Source organism: Enhydrobacter sp. (assembly GCF_030246845.1).
Classification (GTDB): Bacteria; Pseudomonadota; Alphaproteobacteria; order Reyranellales; family Reyranellaceae; genus Reyranella.
On record NZ_CP126889.1, the window covers coordinates 4,009,009 to 4,034,781 of the forward strand.

General features: G+C 64.2%; 23 protein-coding genes and 1 tRNA gene. 16 read left to right on the forward strand and 8 right to left on the reverse strand.

Features of this window, described 5'->3' with window-relative positions:
* Positions 1-44: 44 nt before the first annotated feature.
* Together OJF58_RS20005 and OJF58_RS20010 are read right to left on the reverse strand one after the other, a co-directional pair.
* The gene (locus OJF58_RS20005; protein WP_300779507.1) at positions 45-932 is read right to left on the reverse strand and encodes a glycosyltransferase family A protein; all 888 of its coding nucleotides are present in this window, start codon (positions 930-932) and stop codon (positions 45-47) included.
* A gap of 369 nt (positions 933-1,301) precedes the next feature.
* Positions 1,302-2,447, reverse strand: coding sequence for an iron-containing alcohol dehydrogenase (locus OJF58_RS20010; protein WP_300779508.1), 1,146 nt, complete (start codon positions 2,445-2,447; stop codon positions 1,302-1,304).
* A gap of 62 nt (positions 2,448-2,509) precedes the next feature.
* Here OJF58_RS20010 and OJF58_RS20015 point away from each other — a divergent pair, with 62 nt between their 5' ends.
* The 4 genes from OJF58_RS20015 to OJF58_RS20030 all read left to right on the forward strand — a co-directional run bounded on the left by OJF58_RS20015 (position 2,510) and on the right by OJF58_RS20030 (position 6,495).
* Positions 2,510-3,904, forward strand: coding sequence for a M20 family metallopeptidase (locus OJF58_RS20015; protein ID WP_300779509.1), 1,395 nt, complete (start codon positions 2,510-2,512; stop codon positions 3,902-3,904).
* Between the two features lie 41 nt (positions 3,905-3,945).
* Positions 3,946-4,281 (forward strand): hypothetical protein, encoded by a 336-nt coding sequence (locus tag OJF58_RS20020; protein WP_300779510.1) that lies wholly within the window; start codon positions 3,946-3,948, stop codon positions 4,279-4,281.
* Positions 4,282-4,415: 134 nt separating this feature from the next.
* Complete coding sequence (locus OJF58_RS20025) at positions 4,416-4,964, forward strand: carboxymuconolactone decarboxylase family protein (RefSeq protein WP_300779511.1); 549 nt, start codon at positions 4,416-4,418, stop codon at positions 4,962-4,964.
* Positions 4,965-4,980: 16 nt separating this feature from the next.
* Positions 4,981-6,495, forward strand: coding sequence for a M81 family metallopeptidase (locus OJF58_RS20030; RefSeq protein WP_300779512.1), 1,515 nt, complete (start codon positions 4,981-4,983; stop codon positions 6,493-6,495).
* Here OJF58_RS20030 and OJF58_RS20035 read toward each other — a convergent pair.
* The 4 genes from OJF58_RS20035 to OJF58_RS20050 form a co-directional block, all read right to left on the reverse strand.
* Complete coding sequence (locus OJF58_RS20035; RefSeq protein WP_300779513.1) at positions 6,492-6,872, reverse strand: hypothetical protein; 381 nt, start codon at positions 6,870-6,872, stop codon at positions 6,492-6,494. The two genes, OJF58_RS20030 and OJF58_RS20035, sit on opposite strands and share 4 nt — an antisense overlap.
* Entirely contained in the window at positions 6,869-7,918 is a 1,050-nt protein-coding gene (locus OJF58_RS20040; RefSeq protein ID WP_300779514.1) for a 2OG-Fe(II) oxygenase, read from the reverse strand. The genes OJF58_RS20035 and OJF58_RS20040 overlap by 4 nt, the downstream gene beginning before the upstream one ends.
* Before the next feature lie 31 nt (positions 7,919-7,949).
* Positions 7,950-8,024 (reverse strand) — tRNA-Val (locus tag OJF58_RS20045).
* A gap of 35 nt (positions 8,025-8,059) precedes the next feature.
* Positions 8,060-8,761: an HAD-IA family hydrolase gene (locus OJF58_RS20050; protein ID WP_300779515.1), complete on the reverse strand. Its 702-nt coding sequence runs from the start codon at positions 8,759-8,761 to the stop codon at positions 8,060-8,062.
* A 59-nt stretch (positions 8,762-8,820) separates the two neighbouring features.
* Between OJF58_RS20050 and glmU the strand changes: the two genes are divergently transcribed.
* Both glmU and glmS read left to right on the forward strand, forming a co-directional pair.
* Positions 8,821-10,179 (forward strand): bifunctional UDP-N-acetylglucosamine diphosphorylase/glucosamine-1-phosphate N-acetyltransferase GlmU, encoded by a 1,359-nt coding sequence (gene glmU / locus OJF58_RS20055; protein WP_300779516.1) that lies wholly within the window; start codon positions 8,821-8,823, stop codon positions 10,177-10,179.
* 25 nt (positions 10,180-10,204) lie between these two features.
* Positions 10,205-12,028 (forward strand): glutamine--fructose-6-phosphate transaminase (isomerizing), encoded by a 1,824-nt coding sequence (gene glmS, locus OJF58_RS20060; protein ID WP_300779517.1) that lies wholly within the window; start codon positions 10,205-10,207, stop codon positions 12,026-12,028.
* A 39-nt stretch (positions 12,029-12,067) separates the two neighbouring features.
* Here glmS and OJF58_RS20065 read toward each other — a convergent pair whose 3' ends face one another.
* Complete coding sequence (locus OJF58_RS20065) at positions 12,068-13,447, reverse strand: EF-hand domain-containing protein (RefSeq protein WP_300779518.1); 1,380 nt, start codon at positions 13,445-13,447, stop codon at positions 12,068-12,070.
* Between OJF58_RS20065 and OJF58_RS20070 the strand changes: the two genes are divergently transcribed.
* The 10 genes from OJF58_RS20070 to OJF58_RS20115 all read left to right on the forward strand — a co-directional run bounded on the left by OJF58_RS20070 (position 13,425) and on the right by OJF58_RS20115 (position 25,169).
* Positions 13,425-14,213 (forward strand): ABC transporter ATP-binding protein, encoded by a 789-nt coding sequence (locus OJF58_RS20070; RefSeq protein ID WP_300779519.1) that lies wholly within the window; start codon positions 13,425-13,427, stop codon positions 14,211-14,213. The two genes, OJF58_RS20065 and OJF58_RS20070, sit on opposite strands and share 23 nt — an antisense overlap.
* On the forward strand, positions 14,213-14,926 hold the full coding sequence (locus tag OJF58_RS20075) for an ABC transporter ATP-binding protein (RefSeq protein ID WP_300785325.1): 714 nt from the start codon (positions 14,213-14,215) through the stop codon (positions 14,924-14,926). Before OJF58_RS20070 ends, OJF58_RS20075 begins: the two co-directional genes overlap by 1 nt.
* A 19-nt stretch (positions 14,927-14,945) precedes the next feature.
* Positions 14,946-15,851, forward strand: coding sequence for a branched-chain amino acid ABC transporter permease (locus OJF58_RS20080; protein WP_300779520.1), 906 nt, complete (start codon positions 14,946-14,948; stop codon positions 15,849-15,851).
* A 1-nt stretch (position 15,852) separates the two neighbouring features.
* Positions 15,853-16,857 carry a branched-chain amino acid ABC transporter permease gene (locus OJF58_RS20085; protein WP_300779521.1) on the forward strand — a complete coding sequence of 335 codons (1,005 nt, stop codon included), beginning with the start codon at positions 15,853-15,855 and terminating at the stop codon, positions 16,855-16,857.
* A 66-nt stretch (positions 16,858-16,923) separates the two neighbouring features.
* Entirely contained in the window at positions 16,924-18,147 is a 1,224-nt protein-coding gene (locus OJF58_RS20090) for an ABC transporter substrate-binding protein (RefSeq protein ID WP_300779522.1), read from the forward strand.
* A 213-nt stretch (positions 18,148-18,360) separates the two neighbouring features.
* Positions 18,361-19,581, forward strand: a complete 1,221-nt coding sequence (locus tag OJF58_RS20095; protein ID WP_300779523.1) for an ABC transporter substrate-binding protein — start codon at positions 18,361-18,363, stop codon at positions 19,579-19,581.
* 174 nt (positions 19,582-19,755) lie between these two features.
* Positions 19,756-20,946 carry an ABC transporter substrate-binding protein gene (locus OJF58_RS20100; RefSeq protein WP_300785327.1) on the forward strand — a complete coding sequence of 397 codons (1,191 nt, stop codon included), beginning with the start codon at positions 19,756-19,758 and terminating at the stop codon, positions 20,944-20,946.
* Positions 20,947-21,048: 102 nt separating this feature from the next.
* A complete protein-coding gene (locus OJF58_RS20105) occupies positions 21,049-22,413 on the forward strand; it encodes an IS1182 family transposase (RefSeq protein ID WP_300778177.1) in 1,365 nt (454 codons plus the stop codon).
* Between the two features lie 185 nt (positions 22,414-22,598).
* Entirely contained in the window at positions 22,599-23,819 is a 1,221-nt protein-coding gene (locus tag OJF58_RS20110; protein ID WP_300779524.1) for an ABC transporter substrate-binding protein, read from the forward strand.
* A gap of 129 nt (positions 23,820-23,948) precedes the next feature.
* A complete protein-coding gene (locus OJF58_RS20115) occupies positions 23,949-25,169 on the forward strand; it encodes an ABC transporter substrate-binding protein (protein ID WP_300779525.1) in 1,221 nt (406 codons plus the stop codon).
* Positions 25,170-25,237: 68 nt separating this feature from the next.
* Here OJF58_RS20115 and OJF58_RS20120 read toward each other — a convergent pair whose 3' ends face one another.
* On the reverse strand, positions 25,238-25,714 hold the full coding sequence (locus OJF58_RS20120; protein WP_300779526.1) for an EF-hand domain-containing protein: 477 nt from the start codon (positions 25,712-25,714) through the stop codon (positions 25,238-25,240).
* Positions 25,715-25,773: the final 59 nt, after the last annotated feature.

Consider the following 25,773-nt stretch of genomic DNA (forward strand, 5'->3'; position numbering starts at 1 on the left):
TCGACGTTCAGGCAAAAGGCGAAGTACCCCGCATCGTTCCGTGATCAACTCGCGGCCATCAACTGCGGCGGCGACGCGAATCGATACCCGACACCCCGCGCGCACCCGACCAAGAAGATACCCAGGGCGACAAAAATGCTTCCGGCGCCCTTCTTGTTGCGCAGAATGTGATAGGCGGTTCGCGCCACCTCAGCGAAGGCGATCCCGTCCAGATGCAGGGCAAACTTCATGAACACGGCAGCATGGCCAAGAATATAGGCACGCGCCAATGACTGGTACTGCGACAAGGACAGCCAATTGTCATGATAGATCAGGGGAGTAGGCACGAAAATCAGCTTCATGCGCTGGCGCAGTGCCCGATAGACGAATTCGGTGTCCTCGCCGGATTTCATGTGGGTGCCGGCGCCCAGTGACTCGATGAACAAGCCGATGCGGCAGAATACATCCTTCCTGAAGGACATGTTGTTGCCCGAGCCGAGCGCCTGCTGGGGCACGATAGGTGCGTCGACGGTTCGCCTTTCGTGAACATCGATCAGGCAGGGGCAAAACATGCCGGCTGTCTCTTCCCCGTAGGCGACGACGCGCCCGAAGACGCCCATCACCGACGGATCGCGCTCGAACTCCGCGGCGACCGATGACAGCCAATTGGAATCGCATATGCAGTCGTCGTCCACAAACGCGACGATGTCGGCATGGGCGGCCCTGATGGCGATGTTGCGAGCGCGGGAGAGACCGACCGTGGTTGTTCGGATGTAAGTCACGCGGGGGTCGCGAAACGACTCGACCCTCGTGCGGGATTCCTCGTTCGTACTCTGGTCGACGACGATCAATTCAAAATCGCGATAGGTATTTCTGAGAATGGATTCGATGGCTCTGTGCAGCTTGGTTTGACGGTTTCTTGTGCAGAGCAGAACGGAAATGGACTGGGGCATGGCATCTACCTACCGTCGAGCGGTTGCCGTCGAGATGAAGGAGGCCGAGAAGACGCGCCGCAGAAAGTCGGCACTTCGCTGGGGATGCATCGAAGATGCCGCCCTCGAGAGGGTTGAGGGCGGCGGTTGAGAGGGTAGCCGGGCCGTGGTGACGGCCCGGATCAGTCCGGCGAGGACGATCAGCCTGTATCGGCCGGTTGTTGCCGCAGCCCTAAGATGACACATGCGCCGAGAGATGTCGCCGGAAAGTTCCATTCATCGACGACAGAAACGCAGCCGGCCGCTTATGGTTACATAGGATTCATTAAATCGTGCTCGAATATCACGGCTGATGAACTTGCACGATAAGGTTAAATTAGCCGCCGGGACTTACGACGCGAGCTCCAGGATCTCTCTGACTTGCGCGGGCTCTGCAATGCGCCGCGGGTTGCGCGGCACCCAAGGCGTTCCCATTGCCTGCCGGGCGATGCGGTCGAACTGGTCCGATCCGACCTTCACCTCGCCAAGACTGCGGGGCATCCCCAGTCCACGGATGAAAGCATCGAGCACATCGCCCGCATCCTCACCCGGATGCCCCATGGCCGTCGCGACCAGCGCCTGTTTGTCGGCATTGGCCGACCTGTTCCAGCGCATGACCGAGGGAAGCATGATGCAGGAAGTGTGCCCGTGCGGGATGTCGAAGACGGCGCCCAGCACATAGCCGATGCCGTGACTTGCGCCCATTGGGACGCCGCTGACCAGCGGCGTCATGGAAAGCCAGGCGCCGATCTGGCAGTCGAGCCGCGCGTCCATGTCGCCCGGATCGCGCTTCACCCGTGGCAGGCCGCGGGCGAGCAGCTCAAGACCGTGCAGTGCGGCGGCATCGCCGTAGGGGCTGGACTCGTTGGAGCAGATCCCCTCCACGCAGTGGTCGACCGCGCGAATGCCCGTGGAGAGGAACAGCCACATAGGCGTATGCCGCGTCACCATCGGGTCGAGCACGACCGCTTTCGGCACGATGTCGGGATGGCGGAACAGCTCCTTCACCTTGGTCCGCTCGTCGGTGACGCCGGATATCCGGGAGAATTCGCCGGCCGAGAGCGTGGTCGGCACGGAAATCTGGCGCACCGTGGGCGATTTCACCGGCGCTGGCGCCCGCACACGGTCGAGCGCCTCTGCCGTCGTGACGTCGTTGGCGAGGCAAAGCTGCACCGCCTTGGCGCCATCGGTGATCGAACCACCGCCCAGGGTGACGATGAGGTCGGCCTTTGCCGTGCGGGCTTGTTCCGCAGCGGTGATCACCGCCGAGCGCGGGGTATGGGCGGGCATCCGGTCGAACGTGCCGACGCAGTGGTTGCCCAGCGCGCCGCGCAGCTTGTCGATCTCGTCGGTCTGCCGGTTGAGCGTGCCGCTCACCATCAGGAACACGCGTTCCGCGTGGTGACGACGGGCGATCTCGGCCACGGTCTCGGCGGCCGGCTTGCCGAAATGAACTTCCTCCAGCCTGCTGAAGACGACCTGTCCGGCTTGCGGCATGGCATTTCTCCCGGTCGCGCTTTTCTTGGCTCAGGGATTGCGCTGCTGATACCTTAGCGGTCATGTCAGGCACACGAAACGGCGCCATCGCGCGCGCCGAAACCTATTTCGACACCGGCGGCTTCCTGGCCGACCTGCAGCGCCGGGTGGCCATTCCCACCACCAGCCAGGAGGCAGGCTCGATGCCCGCACTCCAGGAATACGTTGCCGGCGAGATGACCCGCTCGTTGCAGCCGCTCGGCTACGACTGCAGCGTCTACCCCAATCCGCGCCCCGACTATGGGCCGCTCCTGATCGCGCGCCGCGTCGAGGATCCGGCCAAACCGACGGTGCTGACCTATGGCCACGGCGATGTGATCCGCGGCCAGGAGGATCAGTGGCGGCAAGGCCTGTCTCCCTGGAAGATCGTGGTCGAGGGCGATCGCCTTTACGGGCGCGGCACCGCCGACAACAAGGGGCAGCACACGATCAACATCGCGGCGCTCGCCTGCGTGCTGGAGGAGCGCGGGAGCCTCGGCTTCAACTCGACCGTCCTGATCGAGACGGGCGAGGAGACCGGCTCTCCCGGGCTCGCCGACTTCTGCCGTGCCAACAAGGCCGCCCTGAAGGCCGACGCGCTGATCGGCTCGGACGGACCGCGGCTCGACCATCGGCGGCCCACCATCTTCGGCGGCACGCGCGGCACCATGAACTTCAACCTCAAGCTCGCCCTGCGCGAGGGCGGCCATCACTCCGGCAACTGGGGCGGCTTGCTCGCCAATCCCGGCATCGTCCTCGCGCATGCGCTCGCCACCGTCACGGACGAGCGCGGGCAGATCAAGGTGCCGGAATGGCGGCCCAAGACGCTCACCAACTCGGTGCGCGCCGCGCTTGCCGACGCGCACGTCGATGCGGGGGACGATGCGCCGGAGATCGATCCCGAATGGGGCGAGAAGGGGCTGACACCCGTGGAGCGCGTGTTCGGCTGGAACTCGTTCGAGGTACTCGCCTTCAAGACCGGCAATCCCGATCGGCCGGTCAACGCCATTCCGCCAAGCGCGATCGCCCACTGCCAGCTCCGGTTTGTCGTCGGCACGGACCCCAACGACATCGTGCCGGCGCTGCGACGGCACCTCGAGCGGCACGGTTTCGGCCAGATCGAGGTCGAGCCGGCGCGCGACGTGGTCATGAACGCAACCCGCCTCGACCCCGAGAGTCCGTGGGCGAAGTTCGCCGCCGCGTCGATCGAGAGGACCGCCGGGCAGAAGCCGACATTGCTGCCCAACCTCGGCGGCTCGCTGCCGAACGAGGTGTTCACGGATATCCTCGGCATGCCCACCGTCTGGGTGCCGCATTCCTACGCGGCGTGCTCCCAGCATGCCCCCAACGAGCACCTGCTGGCGCCAGTGGCACGCGAGGGGCTGCGGCTGATGACAGGCCTGTTCTGGGATCTGGGCGTCGAGGGGCGGCCGAGGTGACTGCTTCCTTTCGGGGAGTCTGTAGCAGAGAGGAGGAAACAATGGCTGGTGTAGGAACGGAGAAAGTCTTCGAGAACGACAAGGTCATCGTCTGGAATTTCGTGCTCGCGCCGGGCGCGGAGACGCCGATGCATACGCACGAGCACAGCTACATGTGGTATTCCATCGACGGAGCGCCCTTGCAGATCTTCGACGAGCACGGGAAGGATCTGGGTACGCTCGACATTCCGACAGGTGCCATCTACTCGCTCAAACTCGACAACGGCTTCCTGGAAGTTCTTTCCGAACACGGAAAGGGAATGCGCGTGCCCGCCAGGCACAAGGCGAGGAATGTCGGTCCCACCGCCTATCGGGAAGTGCTGGTCGAATACAAGTGACCGGTTCGGCCATCCGATCGTGAGGCAGCCCGACGCCGCCATCGCGGTGTCGGGCTGGCCTTTCGCCTGACATTGTTCAATCCCGCTGGCATGGCGCGACCGCCTCTGACAGGCTCCGCCCTGGAGGAGAGCCTATGTCACGCATTCCGTACTACGAAGTCGACAACGCCACCGGCAAGCATGCCGAGTTCCTGGGCAAGCTCGGCACGCAGCTCAACATCTACCGCATGCTGGCCAACTCGGAGTACGGGCTGAAGGGCTTCGTACGCATGGGCAATGCGCTGCTGCATCGCTGCGAGCTCGATCCCGGCTTGCGCGAGCTCGCCATCCTGCGGGTAGGGCGCCTGAGCCGGGCCGCCTATGAGGTGTTCCAGCACGAGCGCATCGCGCGCGAGGTCGGGGTCGCGGAGGAGAAGATCGCCGCGCTGCGCGACGCCACGATCGAAGCTCCCGTCTTCTCCGATCACGAGAAGGCCGTGCTGCGCTTCACCGATGACGTCGTTCGCAACGTGCGCGCGTCGAACAAGGCATTGAAAGCGGTCGAGGCGTTCCTGTCGCGCGGCGCGCTGGTCGAACTCACGCTCACCATCGGCTATTACATGATGGTCTGCCGCTTCCTCGAGACGACGGGGGTCGACGGCGAGGAAGGCCAGGCCGAGTGGCTGAAGACGGCGAAACTGTAGGCGTGGAGTTCTATCGATGGCGTATCGCGTTCTGATCGCGCAGTTCATGCACGAGACCAATACCTTCAGCAAGCTGAAGACCACGCTCGACGACTACCGCCGCCGCTGGCTGATCGAGGGCGAGGCGATGGTGCCGCACTTCAAGGGCACGCGGAACGAGGTGGGCGGCTATATCGATTCGGCGGCCGAGTATGGCTGGGAGCCGGTCTATGCGGTGGCCGCGAACGCGACGCCCTCGGGAAAGCTCACCAGGGAAACCTGGGAGACGATCCGAGACAAGATTCTGGGCGCGGCGAAGCAGGCGGACAAGCTCGACGCCGTCTGTCTTTCGCTGCACGGCGCCATGGTGAGCGAGACCGAGGACGATGCCGAGGGCGCGCTCCTGGAGGCGCTGCGTCGTATCGTCGGGCCTGACGTGCCGATGGTGGCGACCCTCGACCTGCATGCCAATGCGACGGTCAGGATGGCGAGCAACGCCAATGCGCTGGTGTCCTTTCGCACCTACCCGCATATCGACGGCTACGAGCGCGCCGTGCAGGCGGCCGCGCTCGTGCAGGAGGCGCTCGAGGGCCGGAAGAAGCCGCGCTGCTTTCTCAGCCAACCCGCCATGCTCGAAGGCGCGGATCATGGCCGGACGACGCAGCCCGGCCTGATGCGCGACCTGCTCGCCAGGGCCGATGGCTACGAGAAGGAGCCCGGCATCGACGTCGTTAGCATCCAGGTCGGCTTCACCTGGTCGGATATCCCCTATACCGGCCCGTCGATCGCCGTCAGCCACGAGCCGTCGGCGCAAGCGCGCGCCAGGGAGATCGCGCGGGAACTGATCGACGAGATCTGGCGCCGCCGCGACGAGACGACGGCCGACTACCGGCCGGTGTCCGACGGCATCGCCGCGGCCCGTGCCAGGAGCGACAAGAAGGGACCGCTGGTGATCGCCGACGGGACCGACAATCCGGGCGGCGGCGGCTACAACGACACCACCCCCGTGCTGCAGGCGCTGATCGACGCCGGGATCGACAACGCCGCCATCGGCACGATCTACGATCCTGTCACGGTGCAGCAGGCGATGAAGGCCGGCGTCGGCGCCGAGATCACGGTGGCGCTGGGTGGCCGAACGGATCCGACCATGGGAGCGCCGGTGAAGACCACCGCCGTCGTGAGGATGCTGTCGGACGGCGTGTTCAGGAACGACGGGCCGATGAATGCCGGCGTCGAGAGCAACATGGGGCCGACGGCCGTGCTGCGCATCGGGGGGATCGATGTCGTCACGATCTCGAACCGCATCCAGACCACGGACCTGCAGGTCTTCAAAAGCCAGGGCATCGATCCGCAGGCCAAGGACGTGCTGGTGGTGAAGAGCGTGCAGCACTTCAGGGCCGCCTACGGGCCGATCGCGCGCGAGATCGTGCTGGTCGATTCGGGCGGCATCTGCTCGCCCGACATCTCGCGGCTGAAGTTCACCAAGCTGCGCCGCCCGATCTGGCCGCTCGATGGCGTGAACGACCCCTACGCCGGCGCCCGGTCAGGTTAGACGTCCGGCTTGCCGATGGGCAGGCAGTTGTAGAGGCTGTCCACGATCGCCGTCGCGTTCTCCAGCGTGAAGGGCACACTTGGCCTGTAGCCGACCGGGCAGACGGTGAAGTAATAGCCCTGGATCGTGCCCTGCACGACCTGCGAGTCGAACCAGCCGCCAGGCGGGACGTCCGCTTCCCGGACGTTGCCGCCGTCCTGGTCCATGAACTTGATGGCGACCGGCCGGTTGCAGTCGTTGCGCGTGCCGATATGTCCGCCTTCGGGCTTCCATTCGGTGCACGCTTCCATGTGGGCGCGCGATGACGGTTGGGCGATTGCGCCGCCAGCCGCGGCCGCGAGCGGCAGCGCCGACAGCAGCACCAGTGCGCGGATCACTTTTTCTGCCGGAAGAAGGTCGTGAGCACGAAGCGGCGTCCTCGGATCACGGGCAGCGCCTCGTGCAGGACGGAACAGGAGAAAACCGCGGCCGCGCCGAGCGGCGGCGAGATCCGCACGCTCGAATATTCGGGAAAGACCAGCTCGCCGCCCTCGAAGTCGTCGTTGAGGTTGAGCGACACGGCGAAGGCGCGGTCGGCGGTGGTCGGCGCGCCGTTGTCGCGATGGGCCGAGAAGAAGTGATGCCCTTCGGCGCTGTAGGACAGCACGACATGGGCATCGAAGGTGAATTCTCGGTCGAAGGCGAAGGCTTTCGCCAGCTCCGGCCCGATGCGATAGGCCAGCCGATCGGAGATCGCCTTCTGCATCATCGGCTCGACGATCATGTAGTCTTCGGTGCGCTTGAGCTCGGCCACGCCGACATTGCCGTAGCGGCTGGAGACGCCGCTGTCCTGATGGTCGCCCTTGTGCCAGAGGCGGATCACCTGGCCGCAGAAGTCGGGCTCGAAGACGCGCGGCAGCACCAGCACCGGCGCGGCCGGGCATCTGATGGACTGGTCCGCGCCGCCATCGCTTCGGATGCCTTCGGCGAGGCTCGCGATCGATTCGGCCGCCGCGAGAAGGGGACGGCTGTCGTACGTGGCGGCCACGCGCTGGTTGGGATCGAGCACGACCACGCGCGTGCGCAGGCCAGCCGCCAGACCAAAGCCGACACCGCCCTGACCAAGGAAGGCGGGCATGAATTTCCGGTCGGCATCGCAAAGCAGGCAATGGCCGTCGGTCTCGCCGCCGAGCTTGCGCCACACGGAAGACGCCGTGGCCGGTGCCGTTGCCGTCACGGCGACAAGCCCGGCGGAGGCTTCCTTGCAGGCCGTCGCCAGCGTCGCGAAATGGCCGGGATCGAGCGTGTCGAGATCATCGGCGACGACCAACGCCACCGGCTGGCCGGTGAAGGACCAGACGAACTTGCGATACTTGCCGTCGAGCCCGGGCAGCGCGAAGTCGGGAACACGATCACCAGGGCGAAGCAGGAGCGCGTTGGCCATCGGATTCTGGGTCAGGAAGGCGGGCAGGAAATGGTGGGCGCGGTAGGGATTGAACCTACGACCCCACCCGTGTGAAGGGTGTGCTCTCCCGCTGAGCTACGCGCCCGGAAGGCGCGCGTATAGGGCCTGCGGGCCGGGCCGTCAACGGCTGGCGATCCGGCTCAAGGCCTGTGGCAGGGCGTCGAACCGCTCGATCACCGCCTCGGCGCCCAGTTCGCGGGCGGGCCGCTCGGTGTAGCCCCAGCTCACCAGCACCGCCGGCAGGCCAGCGCCGTGCGCCGCTTCCACGTCATGGATGGAATCGCCGATCATCACCGTCCGCGCGGGGTCGCCGCCCATGCGCTCGACCAGCATGAGGATATGCCTGGGATCGGGCTTGCGAACGGGAAAGGTGTCGGCGCCGGCCAGGTCGGCGATCGGCGGCATCAGCTTCAGATGCTCGAGGATCGTGCGCGAGGGAGCCTCGAACTTGTTGGTGCAGACGCCCTGCTTCAGGCCCAGCTTCTCGAAGTGGCCGACCACCCGCGGCACGCCGTCGAAGGCGACGGTGTGGCCAACGGGGTCGGCTGCGTAGTAGCGGACGAACTCGCGTGTGACGGCGCTCAATGCCTTGTCGTCCAGCACCTTGCCGTGCCTGGCGAAGGCCTTGGCCATGGTGACCTTGCTACCCTGGCCCATGAAGATGCGCACATCCTCCTCGCTGACCGCCGGCAGGCCATGGTCGGCCAGCACATGACTCACGGCGAGCTGCATGTCCTTGGCGCTGTCGATCAGGGTCCCGTCGAGGTCGTAGACCACGGTGTCGAAACGGGCGGCAATGAGGGCGTCGACGGCGGCTTGCATGCTACCTCCTTAGCACATCCGTCTTGCGGGACCGCCAGCCCCATGGCATCGACCCGGGCATGAAATCACCCATTGCCGTGGTGGTCCTGGCGGCGGGCGCCAGCACACGCATGAGATCCGCCGTTCCGAAGGTGCTCCACCCGCTGGCCGGCTGGCCGATGCTGCGGCATGTGCTGGAAAGCGTGATGCGGCTGAAGCCCGCACGGATGGTCGGCGTCGTCTCGCCGGGGGCGAAGGCGGTCGCCGCCGCCTTTGCCCCGCATCCGACGGTCGTCCAGCGCCGACCGCTCGGTACCGGCGACGCTGCCAAGGCCGCCTTGACGGCGCTCGAGGGCCACGATGGACCAGTGCTGGTCGTCTATGCCGACACGCCGCTGATCACGACGGCGACACTGCGGCGGCTGGTCGAGGCCTGCGATCGTGCGAAGGCGGCGGTCGGCGTGCTCGGTTTTCAAGCGAGCGATCCGTCGCCTTATGGCCGCCTGATCGTACGGAATGGCGGACTCGACAGGATCGTCGAAAGCAAGGAGGCCGACGAGGCCGAGCGCAGGATCGACTTCTGCAATTCCGGCGTAATGTGCCTGCAGGGCACGCTCATGGCACGGCTTCTGGGGGCGATCCGCAGCGCCAATGCGAAAGGTGAATTTTATCTGACCGACGCGGTTGCCGTCGCCCGCGCGGCGGGCCACCGCGCCCTCGCCGTCGAAGGCGACGAAGCGGAGTTCCAGGGCGTGAATTCGCGGCTGGAGCTTGCCAGGGCGGAGCGGACGCTGCAGCAGCGACTGCGACTCGCGGCGATGGAAGCGGGCGTCACGCTCATCGATCCCGAGAGCGTGTGGCTTTCGGCCGACACGCGGCTCGCCGCCGACGTGACCGTCGAGCCGAACGTGCGCTTCGGACCCGGCGTCACGGTGGCGTCCAACGCGGAAATCAAGGCGTTCTGCGATCTCGAGGGCGTGCGCATCGGCAAGGGCGCCAGGGTGGGACCGTTCGCCCGCATCCGCCCGGGCTCCGAGGTGGCCGACGATGTCCATATCGGCAACTTTGTCGAGCTCAAGGCCACCAGGATGGGACGCGGTGCCAAAGCCAATCACCTCGCCTATCTCGGCGACTCCGACATTGGCGCGGCGAGCAACATCGGCGCCGGCACGATCGCCGTGAACTACGACGGTTACGGCAAGCACCGCACGGTGATCGGTGCCGAGGCCTTCATTGGCTCCAACAGCTCGCTGGTGGCGCCCGTGCGCGTGGGCAAGGGGGCAAACGTTGCCGCCGGAAGTGTTATCACGGAGGACGTACCCCCCAAGGCCCTGGCCCTTGGTCGGGCACGTCAGGTCATAAAGAAGGGACGTGCCGGCCCGCTTCGTGCGAAACTGAAGGCCCGCGCGGCCGAGGCCAAGCGGACAAGGCAGAAATAGCAACCCTGCGTCCGGACGGTCTCCCATGTGCGGCATCATCGGAATCATCGGCAAGGCGTCCGTCACTCCGCTGCTGGTCGATGCGCTGAAGCGGCTGGAATATCGCGGCTATGATTCGGCCGGCGTGGCGACGCTGGTGAACGGCCATATCGACCGCCGCCGCGCCGAGGGCAAGCTGGCGAAGCTCGAGGAGCGGCTGGCCCGCGAGCCGCTGCCGGGCACGATCGGCATCGGCCACACGCGCTGGGCGACCCACGGCAAGCCTAGCGAGCGCAATGCCCATCCGATTGCGACCGATCGCGTGGCCATCGTGCACAACGGCATCATCGAGAACTTCCAGGAGCTGAAGGACGAGCTGCTGGCTGACGGTCGTCGCTTCGAAAGCGACACCGACACCGAAGTGGTCGCCCAGCTCCTGACCTCCATGCTGGAACGGCAGATGACGCCGGAGGCGGCGATGGGCGAGGCGATGGGACGCCTGCGCGGCGCCTTCGCCCTCGTGGTGCTGTTCAGCGGCCGCCACGACATCCTCATGGGCGCCCGTCGCGGCAGCTCGCTGGCGGTCGGATACGGCGACGGCGAGATGTATGTCGGCACCGACGCGCTGGCGCTCGCGCCCTTCACCAAGCGCGTGAGCTACCTCGAGGACGACGACTGGGTCGTGCTGACGGCCAACGGCTGCAATGTCTACCAGGGGCATACCGAGGTGAAGCGCGAGATCCGCCAGAGCGGGATCTCGGGGGCGATGATCGGCAAGGGCAACCATCGCCATTTCATGATCAAGGAGATCTACGAGCAGCCGGCGGTGATCGGGGACACGCTTCAGACCTACCTCGACCCTGCGACGCGCTCCGTGACGCTGCCGGCCCTGCCGTTCGACTGGAACAAGGTGAGCAGGCTTACCATGACGGCCTGCGGCACGGCGTGCTTCGCCTGCCTGGTGGCCAAGTACTGGTTCGAGAAGCTCGCGCGCCTGCCGGTCGAGGTCGAGGTCGCGTCGGAGCTGCGCTATCGCGAGCCGCCGCTGCCGGAAGGCGGCGTCTGCATCGCAGTGTCGCAATCGGGCGAGACGATCGATACGCTGGCGGCGCTGCGCTACGCTAGGTCACAGAAGCAGACGATCCTGTCGGTGGTGAATGTCCCCGAGAGCGCGATCGCGCGCGAATCGCACATCGTGCTGCCGACCCTCGCCGGTCCGGAGATCGGTGTCGCCTCGACAAAGGCCTTCACAACGCAGCTCACCGTCCTGCTGACGGCCGCCATTGCCGCCGGCCGGGCGCGCGGCGTGCTGGGCGAGGCGGACGAAGCGCGGCTCGCGCATGCCCTGATCGAGCTGCCGGCGCAGGTCAACGAAGCCCTGAACATGGAAGAGCAATACCGCCGGATCGCCGAGGACATCCTCGCCGAAGCGCGCGACGTGCTCTATCTCGGCCGCGGCGCGTCCTTCCCGGTGGCGCTGGAAGGCGCGTTGAAGCTCAAGGAGGTCTCCTACATCCACGCCGAAGGCTATGCCGGCGGCGAGATGAAGCACGGCCCGATCGCCCTGATCGACGAGCTGGTGCCGGTCGTGGTCGTGGCGCCGAGCGATGCGATCTTCGAGAAGATCGCTTCCAACTTCGAGCAGGTGAGGGCGCGCGGCGGCAAGCTGGTGCTGATGACCGACGCGGCGGGCGCGGCGCGCCTTGGGTCGGAGGCCGTGGCGACCATCACGCTGCCCGCTGTCGATCCCGTCGTGGCGCCGATTCTCTATACGGTCCCGGCCCAGCTTCTGGCCTACCACACCGCGGTGGCCAAGGGTACCGACGTCGACCAGCCGCGAAACCTCGCCAAGAGCGTCACCGTCGAATAGCTGGACGGCAACGTCCGCTGTCGACAGGGAAAGGGCGTCTCAGCGCGTTCCCTGCGGCAGGCCGGGCGCCAATCCCTGAGGTAGCGGGGCAGGCTTCGGCTGGGCCGGCGCCGGAGCGGGCGCGGGCCGGGGCGGCTTCGCAGGAGCCAGGGTCTGCACCAGCGCCCTGAGCTTGGCGCCTTCGGCCGCCTGGGCCTTCTTGAACTCGTCCTCGTTCAGGAAGTGGTCCTTGTTGAGGTCGAGCTCGATGAACTGCTTGACGGCATTCGCGGTCCATTCGACGCGATCGAGCACGCCGTCCTTGTTGGTGTCGATCTCGTTGAACTTGTGCAGGGCGATCTGGCGACGCATCTCGTAGGGGGGCAGGCCCTTGGCCTTCGGGCCATCCGGCGGGCCGGCCACCACCGCGAGGAATTCATCGCGCGTCACCTTGCCGTCACCGTTCTTGTCGAGGTGATCGGCCTCGCGCAGTTGCATGTCGATGAAGTCGTTGATGGCCACCAGGCCCTGGCGACGCTGGGCCTCGGCCTGCTGGCGCTGGGCCGCCGCCCGCTGCATGGCCTGCTGGACGATCAGCCGGAGCTCCGGCTCGGTGACTTTGTTGTCCCGGTCCGTGTCATACTGATTGAACTCGGCGTGGACCACGGCCTCCGCCTCGGCGCGCTCGACGAAGCCGTCGCGATTGGTGTCCAGGTTCTGGAACTCGGCGCGCGCGCGCGTGCGGCGCTCCTCCAGTGACGGCAGTCCCTTGCCGTCATGAGAGAACGGCGGTTCCGCCACTTTCAGGAACTCGTCGAGCGAAAGCTTGCCGTCCTTGTTGGTATCGAGCTGCTCGAACGTCTTCATTCGGTACTTCAGGAATTGCTCGCGCGTCACTTCCCCTTTGTTCGCCGTGTCGATCTCGTGGAACCACGCGGGAAGGGGGATCGGGGCGTTGTGTCCGTCTTGCGGCGTTGCGTTCGCCGCCGGTGCGGACGGTCCGAGGGTCCCCGGCGCCGGCGTCGGGGAAGGAGAAGGAGCCGCCGGCGCAGTCGCCTTCGGCGTCGTCGGATGGGCCGGTGCCGGCGTCTGGGCGGCGGCTGGAACCGTCACCGCAACGGCGGCGGCGAGAGTCAGACAGAAGGCGCGTTTCATGGGCGGAAAGCTGGCGAGTCCTGAAGGGGCAATCCGTATCGGCGGCAACGCGACCGGTGTCAACGTCCGCGCTGCAGCACTTTCCTGCGACGCAATCGCGCCAAAAGCATGGCTCAGTGCCATTTGAGTTGCTTCGATCGTCCGGATGGGCCATCGTGCGGGCTCTGCAGGCTTCGGAGAAGGGCCGCAAGTACTTGGGAGGCAAGGGTAATTCCGCGTTGTGAGCATGCTGAAATATGCGAGCAGCGGAACCACTGTACACATGGCAGAACCGTCTTCTTCCAACGGCTCCGCGCTCCTCAGCGTGCGCGATGTTTCGGTCCGCTTCGGCGGAATCGTGGCGCTGGACGGCGTCACGTTCGATGTTTTCACGGGACAGGTCGCCGGTCTGATCGGCCCCAACGGCGCGGGCAAGACCACGCTTTTCAACTGTCTCAGCCGGCTTTATACGCCGAACAGCGGCGACGTCCTGTTCGAGGGCAAGTCGATCCTCGGTCGGCCGCGGCACGACATCCCGCAGATCGGCATTGGCCGCACCTTCCAGAACGTTGCCCTGTTCGACCGCTTGTCGGTGCTCGACAACGTGAAGGTCGGCTGTCACAGCGTGAGCTCCACCAGCTTCTTCGACAACGCCCTGCGGCTGCCCAAAGTCCGGCACGAGGAACAGCGCATCGAGACGCGCGCCCGCGAGCTGATCGAGTTCATGGATCTCGTGCCGTATACCAATGCCCTGGCGGGCCCGCTGCCGTTCCCCATCCGCAAGCGCGTCGAACTGGCCCGCGCGCTGGCGTCGAGCCCCAAGCTCCTGCTGCTCGATGAGCCGGCCGCCGGCCTCAACCACGACGAGATCGAGGTGCTCAAGGGACAGATCAAGCGTGTCCGCGACACCCAGCACGTGACGGTGCTGCTCGTCGAGCATCACATGAGCCTGGTGATGTCGGTTTCGGACAAGGTCGTGGCGATCGACTTCGGCAAGAAGATCGCCGATGGATCGCCCGCCGAGGTGCAGCGCGATCCCGAAGTGATCCGCGCCTATCTGGGGACTTCATGATGGCGGCGCTGCTGGAAGTGAAGGCGCTCAAGGCTTTCTATGGTCCCACCCAGTCGCTCTACGACGTGAATTTCGAGATTCCGACCGGAGGAATCACGACCCTGCTCGGGGCGAACGGCGCCGGCAAGACAACGACGCTGCGCGCCATCTGCAACATGGTGCGGACCGACGGTACGATCCGCTTCGATGGGCGCGACATTCGGGGCAGGGCGACCGAGGAGATCGTGCGCCTTCGGATCGCCCACGTGCCCGAGGGACGCGGCACGTTCACCTCGCTCACTGTCGACGAGAACCTGCGCATCGCCGCCTATACGCGCAAGGACAAGGCCGCTGTAAAGGCCGAGCTCGAACGCGTTTTTGCCTATTTCCCGCGCCTGAAGGAGCGCATCCAGCAGCAGGCCGGCACGCTGTCGGGCGGCGAGCAGCAGATGCTGGCGATCGCCCGCGCTCTGATGCTGAAGCCTCGGCTGATGCTGCTCGACGAGCCGTCGTTCGGCCTAGCGCCCTTGATCGTCCTGGAGATCTTCCGGATCCTGAAACGCATCAACGACGAGGAGAAGGTGAGCATCCTGCTGGTGGAGCAGAACGCGGCGCTGGCGCTCGAACTCGCCTCGCATGCCTACGTTCTCGAGACCGGCCGGGTGGTGATGTCGGGCTCGTCCGAGGTCGTCAAGAACGACGAGAATATCCGCAAGTCCTACCTCGGCTACTAAGGCACGGAGACCCTTAGCGATGGAACAATTCCTCGAACAGCTCGCCTCCGGCCTCGCCAACGGCGCCATCTATGCCTGCGTGGCACTGGCGCTGGTGATGATCTACGTCTCGACCGACCATCTCAATTTCGCCCAGGGCGAGATGGCGATGTTCAGCACCTACATAAGCTGGCAGTTGATGCAGTGGGGGCTGAACTTCTGGGTGGCCTTCGTCGGCGCCGTGGTGATCTCGTTCGTGATGGGGGTGGTGATCGAAAGGGTCATCCTCCGACCTCTTCACAACGCGCCTGTCCTGTCCGTCGTGGTCGTCTTCATCGGCCTGCTCGCGATCTGCAACTCGATGGCGGGGGCGATCTGGAGCTACCTGATCAAGGAATACCCCTCGCCGTTCCCCAAGAGCGCCTTCGGCCTGGCCGGCGTCATCGGTCCGCACCAGCTCGGCGTCGTCCTGGTCACGCTGATCGTGCTCGGCTTCCTGTTCGCGTTCTTCCGCTTCACGCCGCTCGGCCTTGCCATGCGGGCGGCGGCGCAGAACCCCCAGATGGCGCGCCTGGTCGGCGTGCGGGTGGACTGGATGCTGGCGCTGGGCTGGGGGCTCGCCGCCGCGGTGGGCGCGGTGGCGGGCATCATGGTGGCCCATATCGTCTACCTCGATCCCAACATGATGGGCGGCATCCTGCTTTACGCCTTCGCCGCGGCGCTGATCGGCGGCATCGGCAACCCCGGTGGCGCTGTCGCCGGCGGCTTCATCGTCGGGGTGCTCGAGAACATGGTCGCCTATACCGGAAACCAGATCGAGAAGCTGACCGGCGTCTACATCATCGGCAACGGCGAGAAGCTCACCGTCGCGCTGATCATCGTGATCTTCGTGCTTACCTTGAAGCCGGCCGGCCTGTTCGGCCGTGTCGTCGTGAAGAGGGTGTAAGATGCGGGCGCACGCCAGCAGAAAATGGGTGGCGGTGCTGGTCGCGCTCGCCATCGTGATCCCGCTCTTCCATCCGCTGATGCCGGACCTGGTCTCGAACTACCGACTGTTCCTGGTCAGCACCATGATCATCGCCTCGATCGCGGTGCTCGGTCTCAACCTGCTGACGGGCTTCAACGGCCAGATCTCGCTCGGGCACAGCGCCTTCTACGCGGTCGGCGCGTACACCGCCGCGATCCTGATGGACAAGCTCGACTGTCCCTACTACCTGACCCTGCCGGCGGCGGCAGTCCTGTCGTTCATCGTCGGCTACCTGTTCGGCCTGCCGGCGCTCAAGCTCGAAGGGCACTATCTGGCGCTCGCTACCTTCGCGCTGGCGCTCGCAGTGCCGCAAATCCTGAAATACAAGTGGCTCGAGGACCTGACGGGCGGCGTGCAGGGCATCGTGCTGCTGAAGCCCGAGGTGCCGTTCGGCCTGCCGCTGACCGAGGACCAGTGGCTCTATTACTACTGCCTGATCGTGATGCTGATCCTCTACTGGGCCGCGGCCAACATGCTGAACAGCCGCAGCGGCCGGGCGATGATGGCGATCCGCGACTACCCCATCGCGGCCGGCACGATGGGCATCAACACCGCGCTCTACAAGACCGTGACCTTTGGCATCAGCGCCGCCTATACCGGCATCGCGGGCGCCCTGTCGGCGTCGGCGGTCGCCTTCGTGGCGCCTGACAGCTTCAGCTTCTTCCTGTCGATCAAGTTCCTGATCGGCTTGGTCGTGGGCGGCGTCGGCTCGCTGACCGGCTCGGTCATCGGTGGTATCTTCTACGTGCTCGTCGACAATTCGGCGCAGGCGCTTTCGACTTTCGTCAAGAACGACATAGGGCTGCAGTTCGATCTGTCGGCGTATACCGTCTTCGGTATCCTGCTGATCGTTCTGATGTACCTGATGCCCATGGGTATTGCCGGCGGGCTTTTCGCGCTGATCCGGCGGCTGCGCCGCAGCTAGGTCGTTATCAAGGTTCCACTTTTAGCGTGAGGGTAGTGCATGGAGTAAGAAAACAAGGAGGCCTATATGTACAAGACCAACAGGCGTGCGTTCGTGGCCGGCGTATCGGCCGCGGCGATTCTTTCCGGTACCCGGGTGGCGTTCGCTGAGAAGAAGTACGACGAAGGAGCCAGCGACACCGAGGTCAAGATCGGTCACACCAATCCCTACAGTGGGCCGGCGTCCTCGTACGGCGTGATCGGCAAGCTTCATCAAGCCTACTGGAAGGCGGTCAACGACCGGGGCGGCATCAACGGCCGCAAGATCAACTTCATCACCTACGACGACGGCTACAGCCCGCCAAAGACCGTCGAGATGGTGCGCAAGCTTGTTGAAGAGGACAGGGTGCTATGCACCTTCAACACGCTTGGCACGCCGTGCAACACGGCGATCCACAAGTACATGAACCAGAAGAAGGTGCCGCAACTCTACGTTGCGACCGGCGCGTCGAAATGGGGCGATCCCAAGCACTTTCCCTGGACCATGGGCTACCAGCCCGACTACCAGACCGAGGCGGTCATCTACGCCAAGCACATCCTGGCCAACATCAAGAATGCCAGGATTGGCGTGCTGATGCAGAACGACGACTACGGCAAGGACTACTTCGAGGGCTTCAAGAAAGGCCTTGGCAAGGATGTCGGCCAGATCGTCAAGCATGCCAGCTACGAGACGACTGACCCGACGGTCGACAGCCAGGTCATCCAACTCAAGGATTCCGGCGCCAATGTCTTCTTCAACATTTCGATTCCGAAGTTTGCCGCGCAGGCGATCCGCAAGGCGGCCGACATCGGCTGGAAGCCGATCCAGTATCTGAACAATGTGTCGGCGTCGGTCGCCGCCACGATGAAGCCGGCCGGCTACGAAAACTGCCAGGGCATCATCAGCAGCCAGTACCTGATGGATCCGACCGACCATCAGTGGGACACGAACGCCGATATGAAGGGCTGGCATGATTTCATGGCCAAGCGCATGCCGGGCGCAAACACCGCGGATGCCGCCTACGTCTATGCCTACTCGGTAGCGCATCTGATGGAGGAAACGCTGAAGAGATGCGGTGACAACCTGACGCGCGCCAACCTGATGAAGCAGGCGGCAGGCTTCCAGAAGTTCCGGGTTCCGTTGTTGCTGCCGGGGATCACCATCAATACCAGCGCGACCGACTTCTATCCGATCCAGGCGATTCGGCTCGCCCGGTTCAACAAGGAATCGTGGGACCAGTTCGGCGACATCATGCATGCGGAGAGCAGCTGATCGAACAGCCCGGATGGGGGCCGCCGGCCATGTCGGCGGCCTTCGTCACTAAGGAGGGAGGACGAGGGCAGGCAGGCGTAGGTTCGTGGACGGCATGTCGGCACGTGACCGGTTCGCCGAAGCGATGTCCGTCAAGAGCATCTGACCGGAGGAACGGTCAGTTTGGGAAGGGGGTTGCACGTTCCGCAGCCGCCGATTTCAAGGGAGGAAAGAGTGAGAACCAGCAGGCGTACGTTTATCGGCAGTGTCTCGGCTGCCGCCATAGTCTCGAGCTCCGGTATCGCGTTCGGCCAGAAGAAGTACGACGAAGGCGTCACCGATACCGAGATCAAGATCGGCAACACCAACCCCTATAGCGGCCCGGCTTCATCCTATGGCGCGATCGGCAAGACCATCGATGCCTACTGGAAGAGCGTCAATGCGGCCGGCGGCATCAACGGCCGCAAGGTGAACTTCATCTCGCTCGACGACGGCTACTCGCCGCCCAAGACGGTCGAGGTCGTGCGCCAGCTCGTCGAGCAGGAGAAGATCTTCGCCCTGTTCCAGTCGCTCGGCACGCCGTGCAACACGGCCATCCACAAGTACATGAACCAGAAGAAGGTGCCGCAGCTCTACGTCGCGACCGGGGCGTCGAAGTGGGGCGACCCCAAGCACTTCCCCTGGACCATGGGCTTCCAGCCGGACTACCACACCGAGGCCGTGATCTATGCCAAGCACATCCTGGCCAACGTCAAGGACGCCAAGATCGGCGTCCTGATGCAGAACGACGATTTCGGGCGCGACTATTTCGGTGGCCTCCAGCAGGGCCTGGGCAAGGAAGCCAACCGGATCATCAAGCACGTGACCTACGAGGTGACCGATCCGACCGTCGACAGCCAGGTGATCCAGCTCAAGGACTCCGGCGCCAGCGTCTTCGTCAACATCTCGGCGCCGAAGCAGGCCGCGCAGGCGATCCGCAAGGCGGCCGACATCGGCTGGAAGCCGGCGCAGTACCTCGTGAACGTCTCGGTCTCGGTCGCGGCGGTGATGAAGCCGGCGGGCTTCGACAACAGCCAGGGCATCCTCACCGCCTTCTACCTGAAGGACGCGACCGACAAGCAATGGGACTCCGACGCCGAGATGAAGACCTGGCGCGCCTGGATGGACAAGTGGATGCCCGGCGCCAACAAGGCCGATGCCAATCACGTCTACGGCTATACCGTGAGCACGCTCATGCACGAGACGCTGAAGCGGTGCGGCAACACGCTGACCCGTGAGAACCTGATGAAGCAGGCTGCCTCGTTCCAGAAATTCAGGATACCGATGCTGCTGCCCGGTATTCTCGTCAATACCAGCCCAACGGATTTCTACCCGATCCAGGCGGTCCAGCTTGCGCGCTTCAAGGGCGAGAGCTGGAGCCTGTTCGGTGAGATCATGCACTCGGAGAGTGCATAACTCCGGTTTCGAGGGGCGAACTGCAAAATCTGTCGAAAGGCCGTCGAGTCCTCGACGGCCTTTCCTTTGCCGCTTCCTTTCGCCGCTTTCCTTTCCCGCGCCTTTCGGAGAAAAGTCGCGCATCTTTTGGTGTTTGGGAGGGTAAAGTCAGTGAAGACGAACAGGCGTACGTTCATCGGCGGCGTATCGGCCGCCGCTTTGTTGTCCGGCTCGGCGTTCGCGGAGAAGAAGTACGACGACGGTGCGACCGACACCGAGATCAAGATCGGCAACACCTTTGCCTATAGCGGTCCCGCATCCGCCTATGGCGTGATCGGCAAGGGCATCGACGGCTACTGGAAAATGGTCAATGACCAGGGCGGCATCAACGGTCGCAAGGTCAAGTTCATTACCTTGGATGACGGATACAATCCGGCGAAAACAGTCGAAGCGGTCCGCCAGCTCGTCGAGCAGGACAAGGTCTTCTGCACCTTCAACATACTCGGGACACCGCCCAACACGGCGGTCCACAAGTATCTGAATCACAAGAAGGTGCCGCAGCTCTACGTGGCGACGGGCGCCTCGAAGTGGGGCGATCCCAAGCACTTCCCGTGGACCATGGGCTATCAGCCCGACTACAACACTGAGGGCCAGATCTACGCCAAGCACATCCTGGCGAGCATCAAGGACGCCAAGATCGCGATCCTGATGCAGAACGACGACTTCGGTAAGGACTATGTCGACGGTTTCAAGAAGGGACTGGGCGGCGAAACCAACCGGATCGCCAAGATCGCTAGCTACGAGGTGACCGATCCGACCGTCGAGTCGCAGATCATCCAGCTCAAGGATACCGGCGCCAACGTGTTCTTCAACGTGGCGACCCCGAAGTTCGCCGCTCAGGCGATCCGCAAGGCGGCAGACATCGGCTGGAAGCCGGCGCAGTACATGACGAACGTCTCGGCCTCGGTCGCCGCGGTATTGAAGCCAGCGGGCTTCGACAATGCCCAGGGCATCATCACGGCGGCCTACCTGAAGGATCCGACTGACAAGCGCTGGGCGGACGACGCCGAGCTGAAGGTGTGGCGCGACTGGATGACGAAGTACATGCCCGGCGCCAACCAGGCGGATGCCAATTACGTCTATGCCTACAGCGTCTCGTTCCTGATGCACGAGACCCTGAAGCGGTGCGGCGACGCGCTGACGCGCGCCAACCTCATGAAGCAGGCCTCGAGCTTCAAGAAGTTCCGCGTGCCGTGCCTGCTGCCGGGCATCACCATCAACACCAGCCCGACCGACTTCTATCCCATCCAGTCGGTGCAGCTCGAGAAGTTCAAGGGCGAGACCTGGGACCTGTTCGGCGAGGTCATGTCGGCCGAGAGCACCTGAATTTCCTGTGCTCGCAGCAACGGGAAAGGCCGCCGGGTTCCGGCGGCCTCAGACCGCTGACAAACCCCTGGCATTTGCCAGGGGTTTTTGATTCAAGGCGGTATGCTGAAGAAGGCGCTACCGCAACAGATCGAACTCGAACTCGTGGCGATCGAGGGTCTGGTTCCGAAGGATCACCTGCTCCGCAAGATTGAAGCGGTGATCGATTTCTCGTTTATCCATGAGCGTGTGGCGGGGCTTTACTGCCCCGACAATGGGCGCCCGCCGCTGGATCCGGTGGCGATGTTCAAGGCCCTGTTCATTGGCTACCTGTTCGGGATCCGCTCCGAACGGCAGTTGGTGCGCGAGATCGAGGTCAACATCGCCTATCGCTGGTTTTTGGGGCTGAAGCTGACCGATCCGGTATTCGACGCCTCGACGCTGTCGCAGAACCGACGCCGGCGCTACAACGACACGTCGGTCGCGCAGGACATCTTCGATGCGATCGTGGAGCAGGCGATCCGTCACGGCCTGGTCGATGGCACGGTGCTGTACACCGACTCGACGCACCTGAAGGCCAACGCCAACAAGAACCGCTATGACGTTGCCGTGGTCGCCAAGTCGCGTTCGGACTATTGGGATGCGCTTGATGCAGCGATCGGGGAGGATCGTGCCGCGCACGGCAAGAAGCCGCTGAAGGACAAAGCGCGCCAGCCGATCGAGAAGGAGACCAAGGTCTCACGCACCGATCCGGAGAGCGGCTACATGGTGCGTGACGGCAAGCCGAAGGGCTTCTTCTATCTCGACCACCGCACGGTCGATGGTCGCCTGGGCATCATCACTGACACCTATGCGACGCCCGCCAACGTGCATGATTCCATCGTGTATCTCGGCCGCCTCGACCGCCAACGCCGCCGCTTCGACTTCAATGTCGGCGCCGTCGGCCTCGATGCCGGTTATGCGACCACTGGCATTGCCAAGGGCTTGGAGGAGCGCGGTGTACTGGGCGTGATCGGCTATCGCCGACCGACGCCGCCGCGATCCGGCATGATGCCGAACAAGGCCTTCCACTATGAGGCAGAGGTGGATGGCTATCGGTGTCCGCAGGGCCAGCTTCTCACCTACGCCACCACCGATCGCACCGGATATCGACACTACACCAGCGATCCGGCCATTTGCAGAGCCTGCCCGTTGCTCGCTTCCTGTACGTCCAGCGCCAACGCAACGCGCCTGATTACCCGTCATGTCTGGGCCGAGGTTCGCGAGCGCACCGACGCTCATCGGCTGACCCCTTGGGGCAAGCGCATCTACAAGCGACGCAAGGAGACGGTCGAACGCTCCTTCGCTGATGCCAAGCAACTCCACGGCCACCGCTATGCCCGCTTCCGTGGTCTCCTCGCCGTGGCCTGCCAGTGCTTGCTGGCTGCCGCTGCCCAGAACATCAAGAAAATCGCTCTCGCAATGGCGCCTATCCCCGTTCCGGCCTGATCCGATCAAATTCCAACACCATCAACAAAAAACCCCGCTGAAAAATCGACGGGGTTTGTCAGCGGCCTGAGGCCGCCGGGTTCCGGCGGCCTTTTTGCTTGGCGGCACAGCGCGACTCAGGGGCTTTTCAATCCGCGCTTTTGCAGCGACGCTGCTTCCGCATAACGATAACCCAGGAGGTGACGTTGAAGACCAGTCGGCGTGGTTTCATTGGCGGCGTTTCTGCTGCCGCCATCGTATCGTCGTCCAGCGTGGCGTTGGGTCAGAAAAAGTACGACGAGGGCGCAAGCGATACCGAGATCAAGATCGGTCATTGCTGCCCCTATAGTGGGCCCGCTTCCGCCTACGGCGTGATCGGCAAGTCGCATCAGGCCTTCTTCAAGGCGATCAACGAGGCAGGCGGCATCAACGGCCGCAAGATCGACTTCATCACCTACGACGACGGCTACAGCCCGCCGAAGACGGTGGAAGCCGTCCGTCGGCTGGTCGAACAGGACAAGGTGCTGCTGCTGTTCCAGACGCTGGGAACGCCGACCAACACGGCGATCCACAAGTACGTCAACCAGAAGAAGATTCCGCACCTTTACATATCGACCGGCGCATCCAAGTGGGGTGACCCCAAGCACTTCCCATGGACCATGGGCTTCCAGCCCGACTACAACACCGAAGGCCAGATCTATGCCAAGCACATCCTGGCCAACGTGAAAGACCCCAAGATCGGCGTGCTGATGCAGAACGACGATTTCGGCAAGGACTATGTCGACGGCTTCAAGAAGTCGCTTGGCAAGGACGCCGACAAGATCGTGAAGCACGTCACCTACGAGATCACCGATCCGACCGTTGACTCGCAGATCATCCAGCTCAAGGACTCGGGCGCGAACGCACTCTTCAACGTTTCCACGCCGAAGTTCGCGGCCCAGGCGATCCGCAAGGCGGCAGACATCGGTTGGAAGCCGGCACACTACATGACCAACGTGTCGGCGTCGGTCGCCGCGGTGATGAAGCCGGCCGGTTTCCAAAACAGCCAGGGCATCATCACGGCGGCCTATCTCAAGGATCCGACCGACAAGCAGTGGGAGAACGCGCCCGACATGAAGACCTGGCGCGCCTGGATGGCCAAGAACATGCCGGGCGAGAACACGTCCGACGGCGCCTACGTCTTCGCCTATGCCGTGGCGACGCTGATGGTGGAGACGCTGAAGAAGTGCGGCGACGACCTGACGCGCGCGAACGTGATGAAGCAGGCCGCCAGCTTCCACAACCTGCAACTGCCGCTGGTGCTGCCGGGCATCACCGTCAACACCAGCCCGACGGACTACTATCCGCTCCAGGCGGTCCAGCTCTCGCGCTTCAAGGGCGAGACGTGGGATCTGTTCGGCGACGTGATGCACGCCGAAAGCAGCTGAGCCTGCCTTTGCAGGAGCGGTCGAAGGCCGCCGGTTCCCGGCGGCCTTTTGCCTGATGCTGCGCCATCACAATGCCGCTTTTCCGCCAGACGGTTCGATGACCGGGGAGTCGAACGCAATGGAGGAAATATGCGTACGAACAGGCGCGGCTTTCTCGGAGGCGTCTCCGCCGCCCTTCTCCTGCCGGCTGCCCGGACCGCCTGGGCCGAGAAGAAGTACGACGAAGGCGCCAGCGACAGCGAAATCAAGGTCGGTCACTTCTGCCCGTACAGCGGGCCGGCCTCGTCCTACGGCGTGATCGGACAGGCTCACCAAGCCTACTGGAAAATGGTGAACGAGGCCGGCGGCATCAACGGTCGCAGGATCAATTTCATCACCTACGATGATGGCTACAGCCCGCCCAAGTCGGTCGAGGTGACGCGCAAGCTGGTCGAGCAGGACGGGGTGCTCTGCCTTTTCAACACGCTGGGCACACCGACCAACACGGCGATCCACAAATATATGAACCAGAAGAAGGTGCCGCAGCTCTACGTTGCGACAGGCGCTTCCAAATGGGGCGACCCAAAGCACTTTCCCTGGACGATGGGCTATCAGCCCGACTACCGCACCGAGGCCGTGATCTACGCCAAGCACATCCTGGCCAATGTCAAGAATCCCAAGATCGGCGTGCTGATGCAGAACGACGACTATGGCAAGGACTACTGGAACGGGTTCAAGGCCGGACTCGGAAAGGAAGCGGATCGCGTCGTCAAGCACGTGACCTACGAGACCACCGACCCGACCGTCGATTCGCAAATCATCGAGCTGCAGGGCTCGGGGGCGAACGTCTTCTTCAATATCTCGATCCCGAAATTCGCCGCCCAGGCGATCCGCAAGGCGGCGGCGCTCGGCTGGAAGCCGATCCAGTATCTCAACAATGTCTCGGCGTCCGTGGGCGGCGTGATGCAGCCGGCGGGCTTCGAGAACTGCCAGGGCATCGTCACCGCGGCCTATCTCAAGGATCCGACCGACAAGCAGTGGGACGGCAGTGCCGACATGAAGACCTGGCGCGATTTCATGACCAAGCACATGGCGGGCGCCGATCCGTCGGACGCGTTCTACGTCTATGCGTTCTCGGTGGCGACCTTGATGCACGAGACGCTGCGCCGCTGTGGCGACATGCTGACCCGGGCCAACGTGATGAAGCAGGCCGCCGGCTTCCACAAATACCGCGTTCCGCTCCTGCTGCCGGGCATCACCGTCAGCACCAGCCCCACCGACTACTACCCGATCCAGGCCGAGCAACTCGCCCGTTTCGAGGGCAAGACCTGGAAGCTGTTCGGCAATGTCGTCGAGGAGGAGAGCGTCTAGAGGCGGTCGCGCCCGCGCTACAACCGCGAAGGAAAGGCCGCCGGCGACGACGGCCTCTCCTTCGCCGTTCAGCGGTCTGCCTTGGCTGCCTGGCCGGGCTTGCGCCGCAAGGCTTGGCGGCATTCGGCGGTGTCGGTGCGGTCGTCCCGGTTGAGGTCGCAACGGGCGAAATTGCGGCTCGCCTGGGCCATGAACTCGTCCTTGGATACGGCCCCGTCCTTGTCGCCGTCGAGCCTGTTGAAATAGGCGGCCCGACGTCGGAGCTGGCGTTCGGTCGGGGTGGCGTTGCCGCCAGCGGCCGATGCGCGTGCAAACAGCTCGTCCTGGCTCAGCTTTCCGTCGCCATTGGCATCGAGCTGCTTGAACCGGGACTCCTGGCCGGCATTCCATTCGGCACGATCGACGGTGCCGTCGCCATTGGCGTCGTACCGCATCACGCCCTTGGTGGCGCGTGTTGGCTTGGCTTCGGCCGGTTGGGTGTCGGGCGCTGCGAAAGCCGGGCCAGCGACAAGGAGAGCCGCAGCCAGGGAAACAAGTTTCAGCATTGTTTTCAACCTATAATTGTATTATTGACGATAAAAACACGTATAGGTTCTCTTACCCA

Bases quoted from the DNA above. Each gene is read 5' to 3' on its own strand.
- OJF58_RS20075 (WP_300785325.1), top strand. From the start codon at position 14,213: ATGGCGGCGCTGCTGGAAGTGAAGGCGCTCAAGGCTTTCTATGGTCCC.
- OJF58_RS20070 (WP_300779519.1), top strand. From the start codon at position 13,425: ATGGCAGAACCGTCTTCTTCCAACGGCTCCGCGCTCCTCAGCGTGCGC.
- OJF58_RS20020 (WP_300779510.1), top strand. From the start codon at position 3,946: ATGGCTGGTGTAGGAACGGAGAAAGTCTTCGAGAACGACAAGGTCATC.
- OJF58_RS20005 (WP_300779507.1), bottom strand. From the start codon at position 932: ATGCCCCAGTCCATTTCCGTTCTGCTCTGCACAAGAAACCGTCAAACC.
- glmU (WP_300779516.1), top strand. From the start codon at position 8,821: ATGAAATCACCCATTGCCGTGGTGGTCCTGGCGGCGGGCGCCAGCACA.
- OJF58_RS20030 (WP_300779512.1), top strand. From the start codon at position 4,981: ATGGCGTATCGCGTTCTGATCGCGCAGTTCATGCACGAGACCAATACC.
- OJF58_RS20120 (WP_300779526.1), bottom strand. From the start codon at position 25,714: ATGCTGAAACTTGTTTCCCTGGCTGCGGCTCTCCTTGTCGCTGGCCCG.
- OJF58_RS20105 (WP_300778177.1), top strand. From the start codon at position 21,049: ATGCTGAAGAAGGCGCTACCGCAACAGATCGAACTCGAACTCGTGGCG.
- glmS (WP_300779517.1), top strand. From the start codon at position 10,205: ATGTGCGGCATCATCGGAATCATCGGCAAGGCGTCCGTCACTCCGCTG.
- OJF58_RS20085 (WP_300779521.1), top strand. From the start codon at position 15,853: ATGCGGGCGCACGCCAGCAGAAAATGGGTGGCGGTGCTGGTCGCGCTC.
- OJF58_RS20025 (WP_300779511.1), top strand. From the start codon at position 4,416: ATGTCACGCATTCCGTACTACGAAGTCGACAACGCCACCGGCAAGCAT.
- OJF58_RS20010 (WP_300779508.1), bottom strand. From the start codon at position 2,447: ATGCCGCAAGCCGGACAGGTCGTCTTCAGCAGGCTGGAGGAAGTTCAT.
- OJF58_RS20090 (WP_300779522.1), top strand. From the start codon at position 16,924: ATGTACAAGACCAACAGGCGTGCGTTCGTGGCCGGCGTATCGGCCGCG.
- OJF58_RS20015 (WP_300779509.1), top strand. From the start codon at position 2,510: ATGTCAGGCACACGAAACGGCGCCATCGCGCGCGCCGAAACCTATTTC.
- OJF58_RS20115 (WP_300779525.1), top strand. From the start codon at position 23,949: ATGCGTACGAACAGGCGCGGCTTTCTCGGAGGCGTCTCCGCCGCCCTT.
- OJF58_RS20080 (WP_300779520.1), top strand. From the start codon at position 14,946: ATGGAACAATTCCTCGAACAGCTCGCCTCCGGCCTCGCCAACGGCGCC.
- OJF58_RS20050 (WP_300779515.1), bottom strand. From the start codon at position 8,761: ATGCAAGCCGCCGTCGACGCCCTCATTGCCGCCCGTTTCGACACCGTG.
- OJF58_RS20040 (WP_300779514.1), bottom strand. From the start codon at position 7,918: ATGGCCAACGCGCTCCTGCTTCGCCCTGGTGATCGTGTTCCCGACTTC.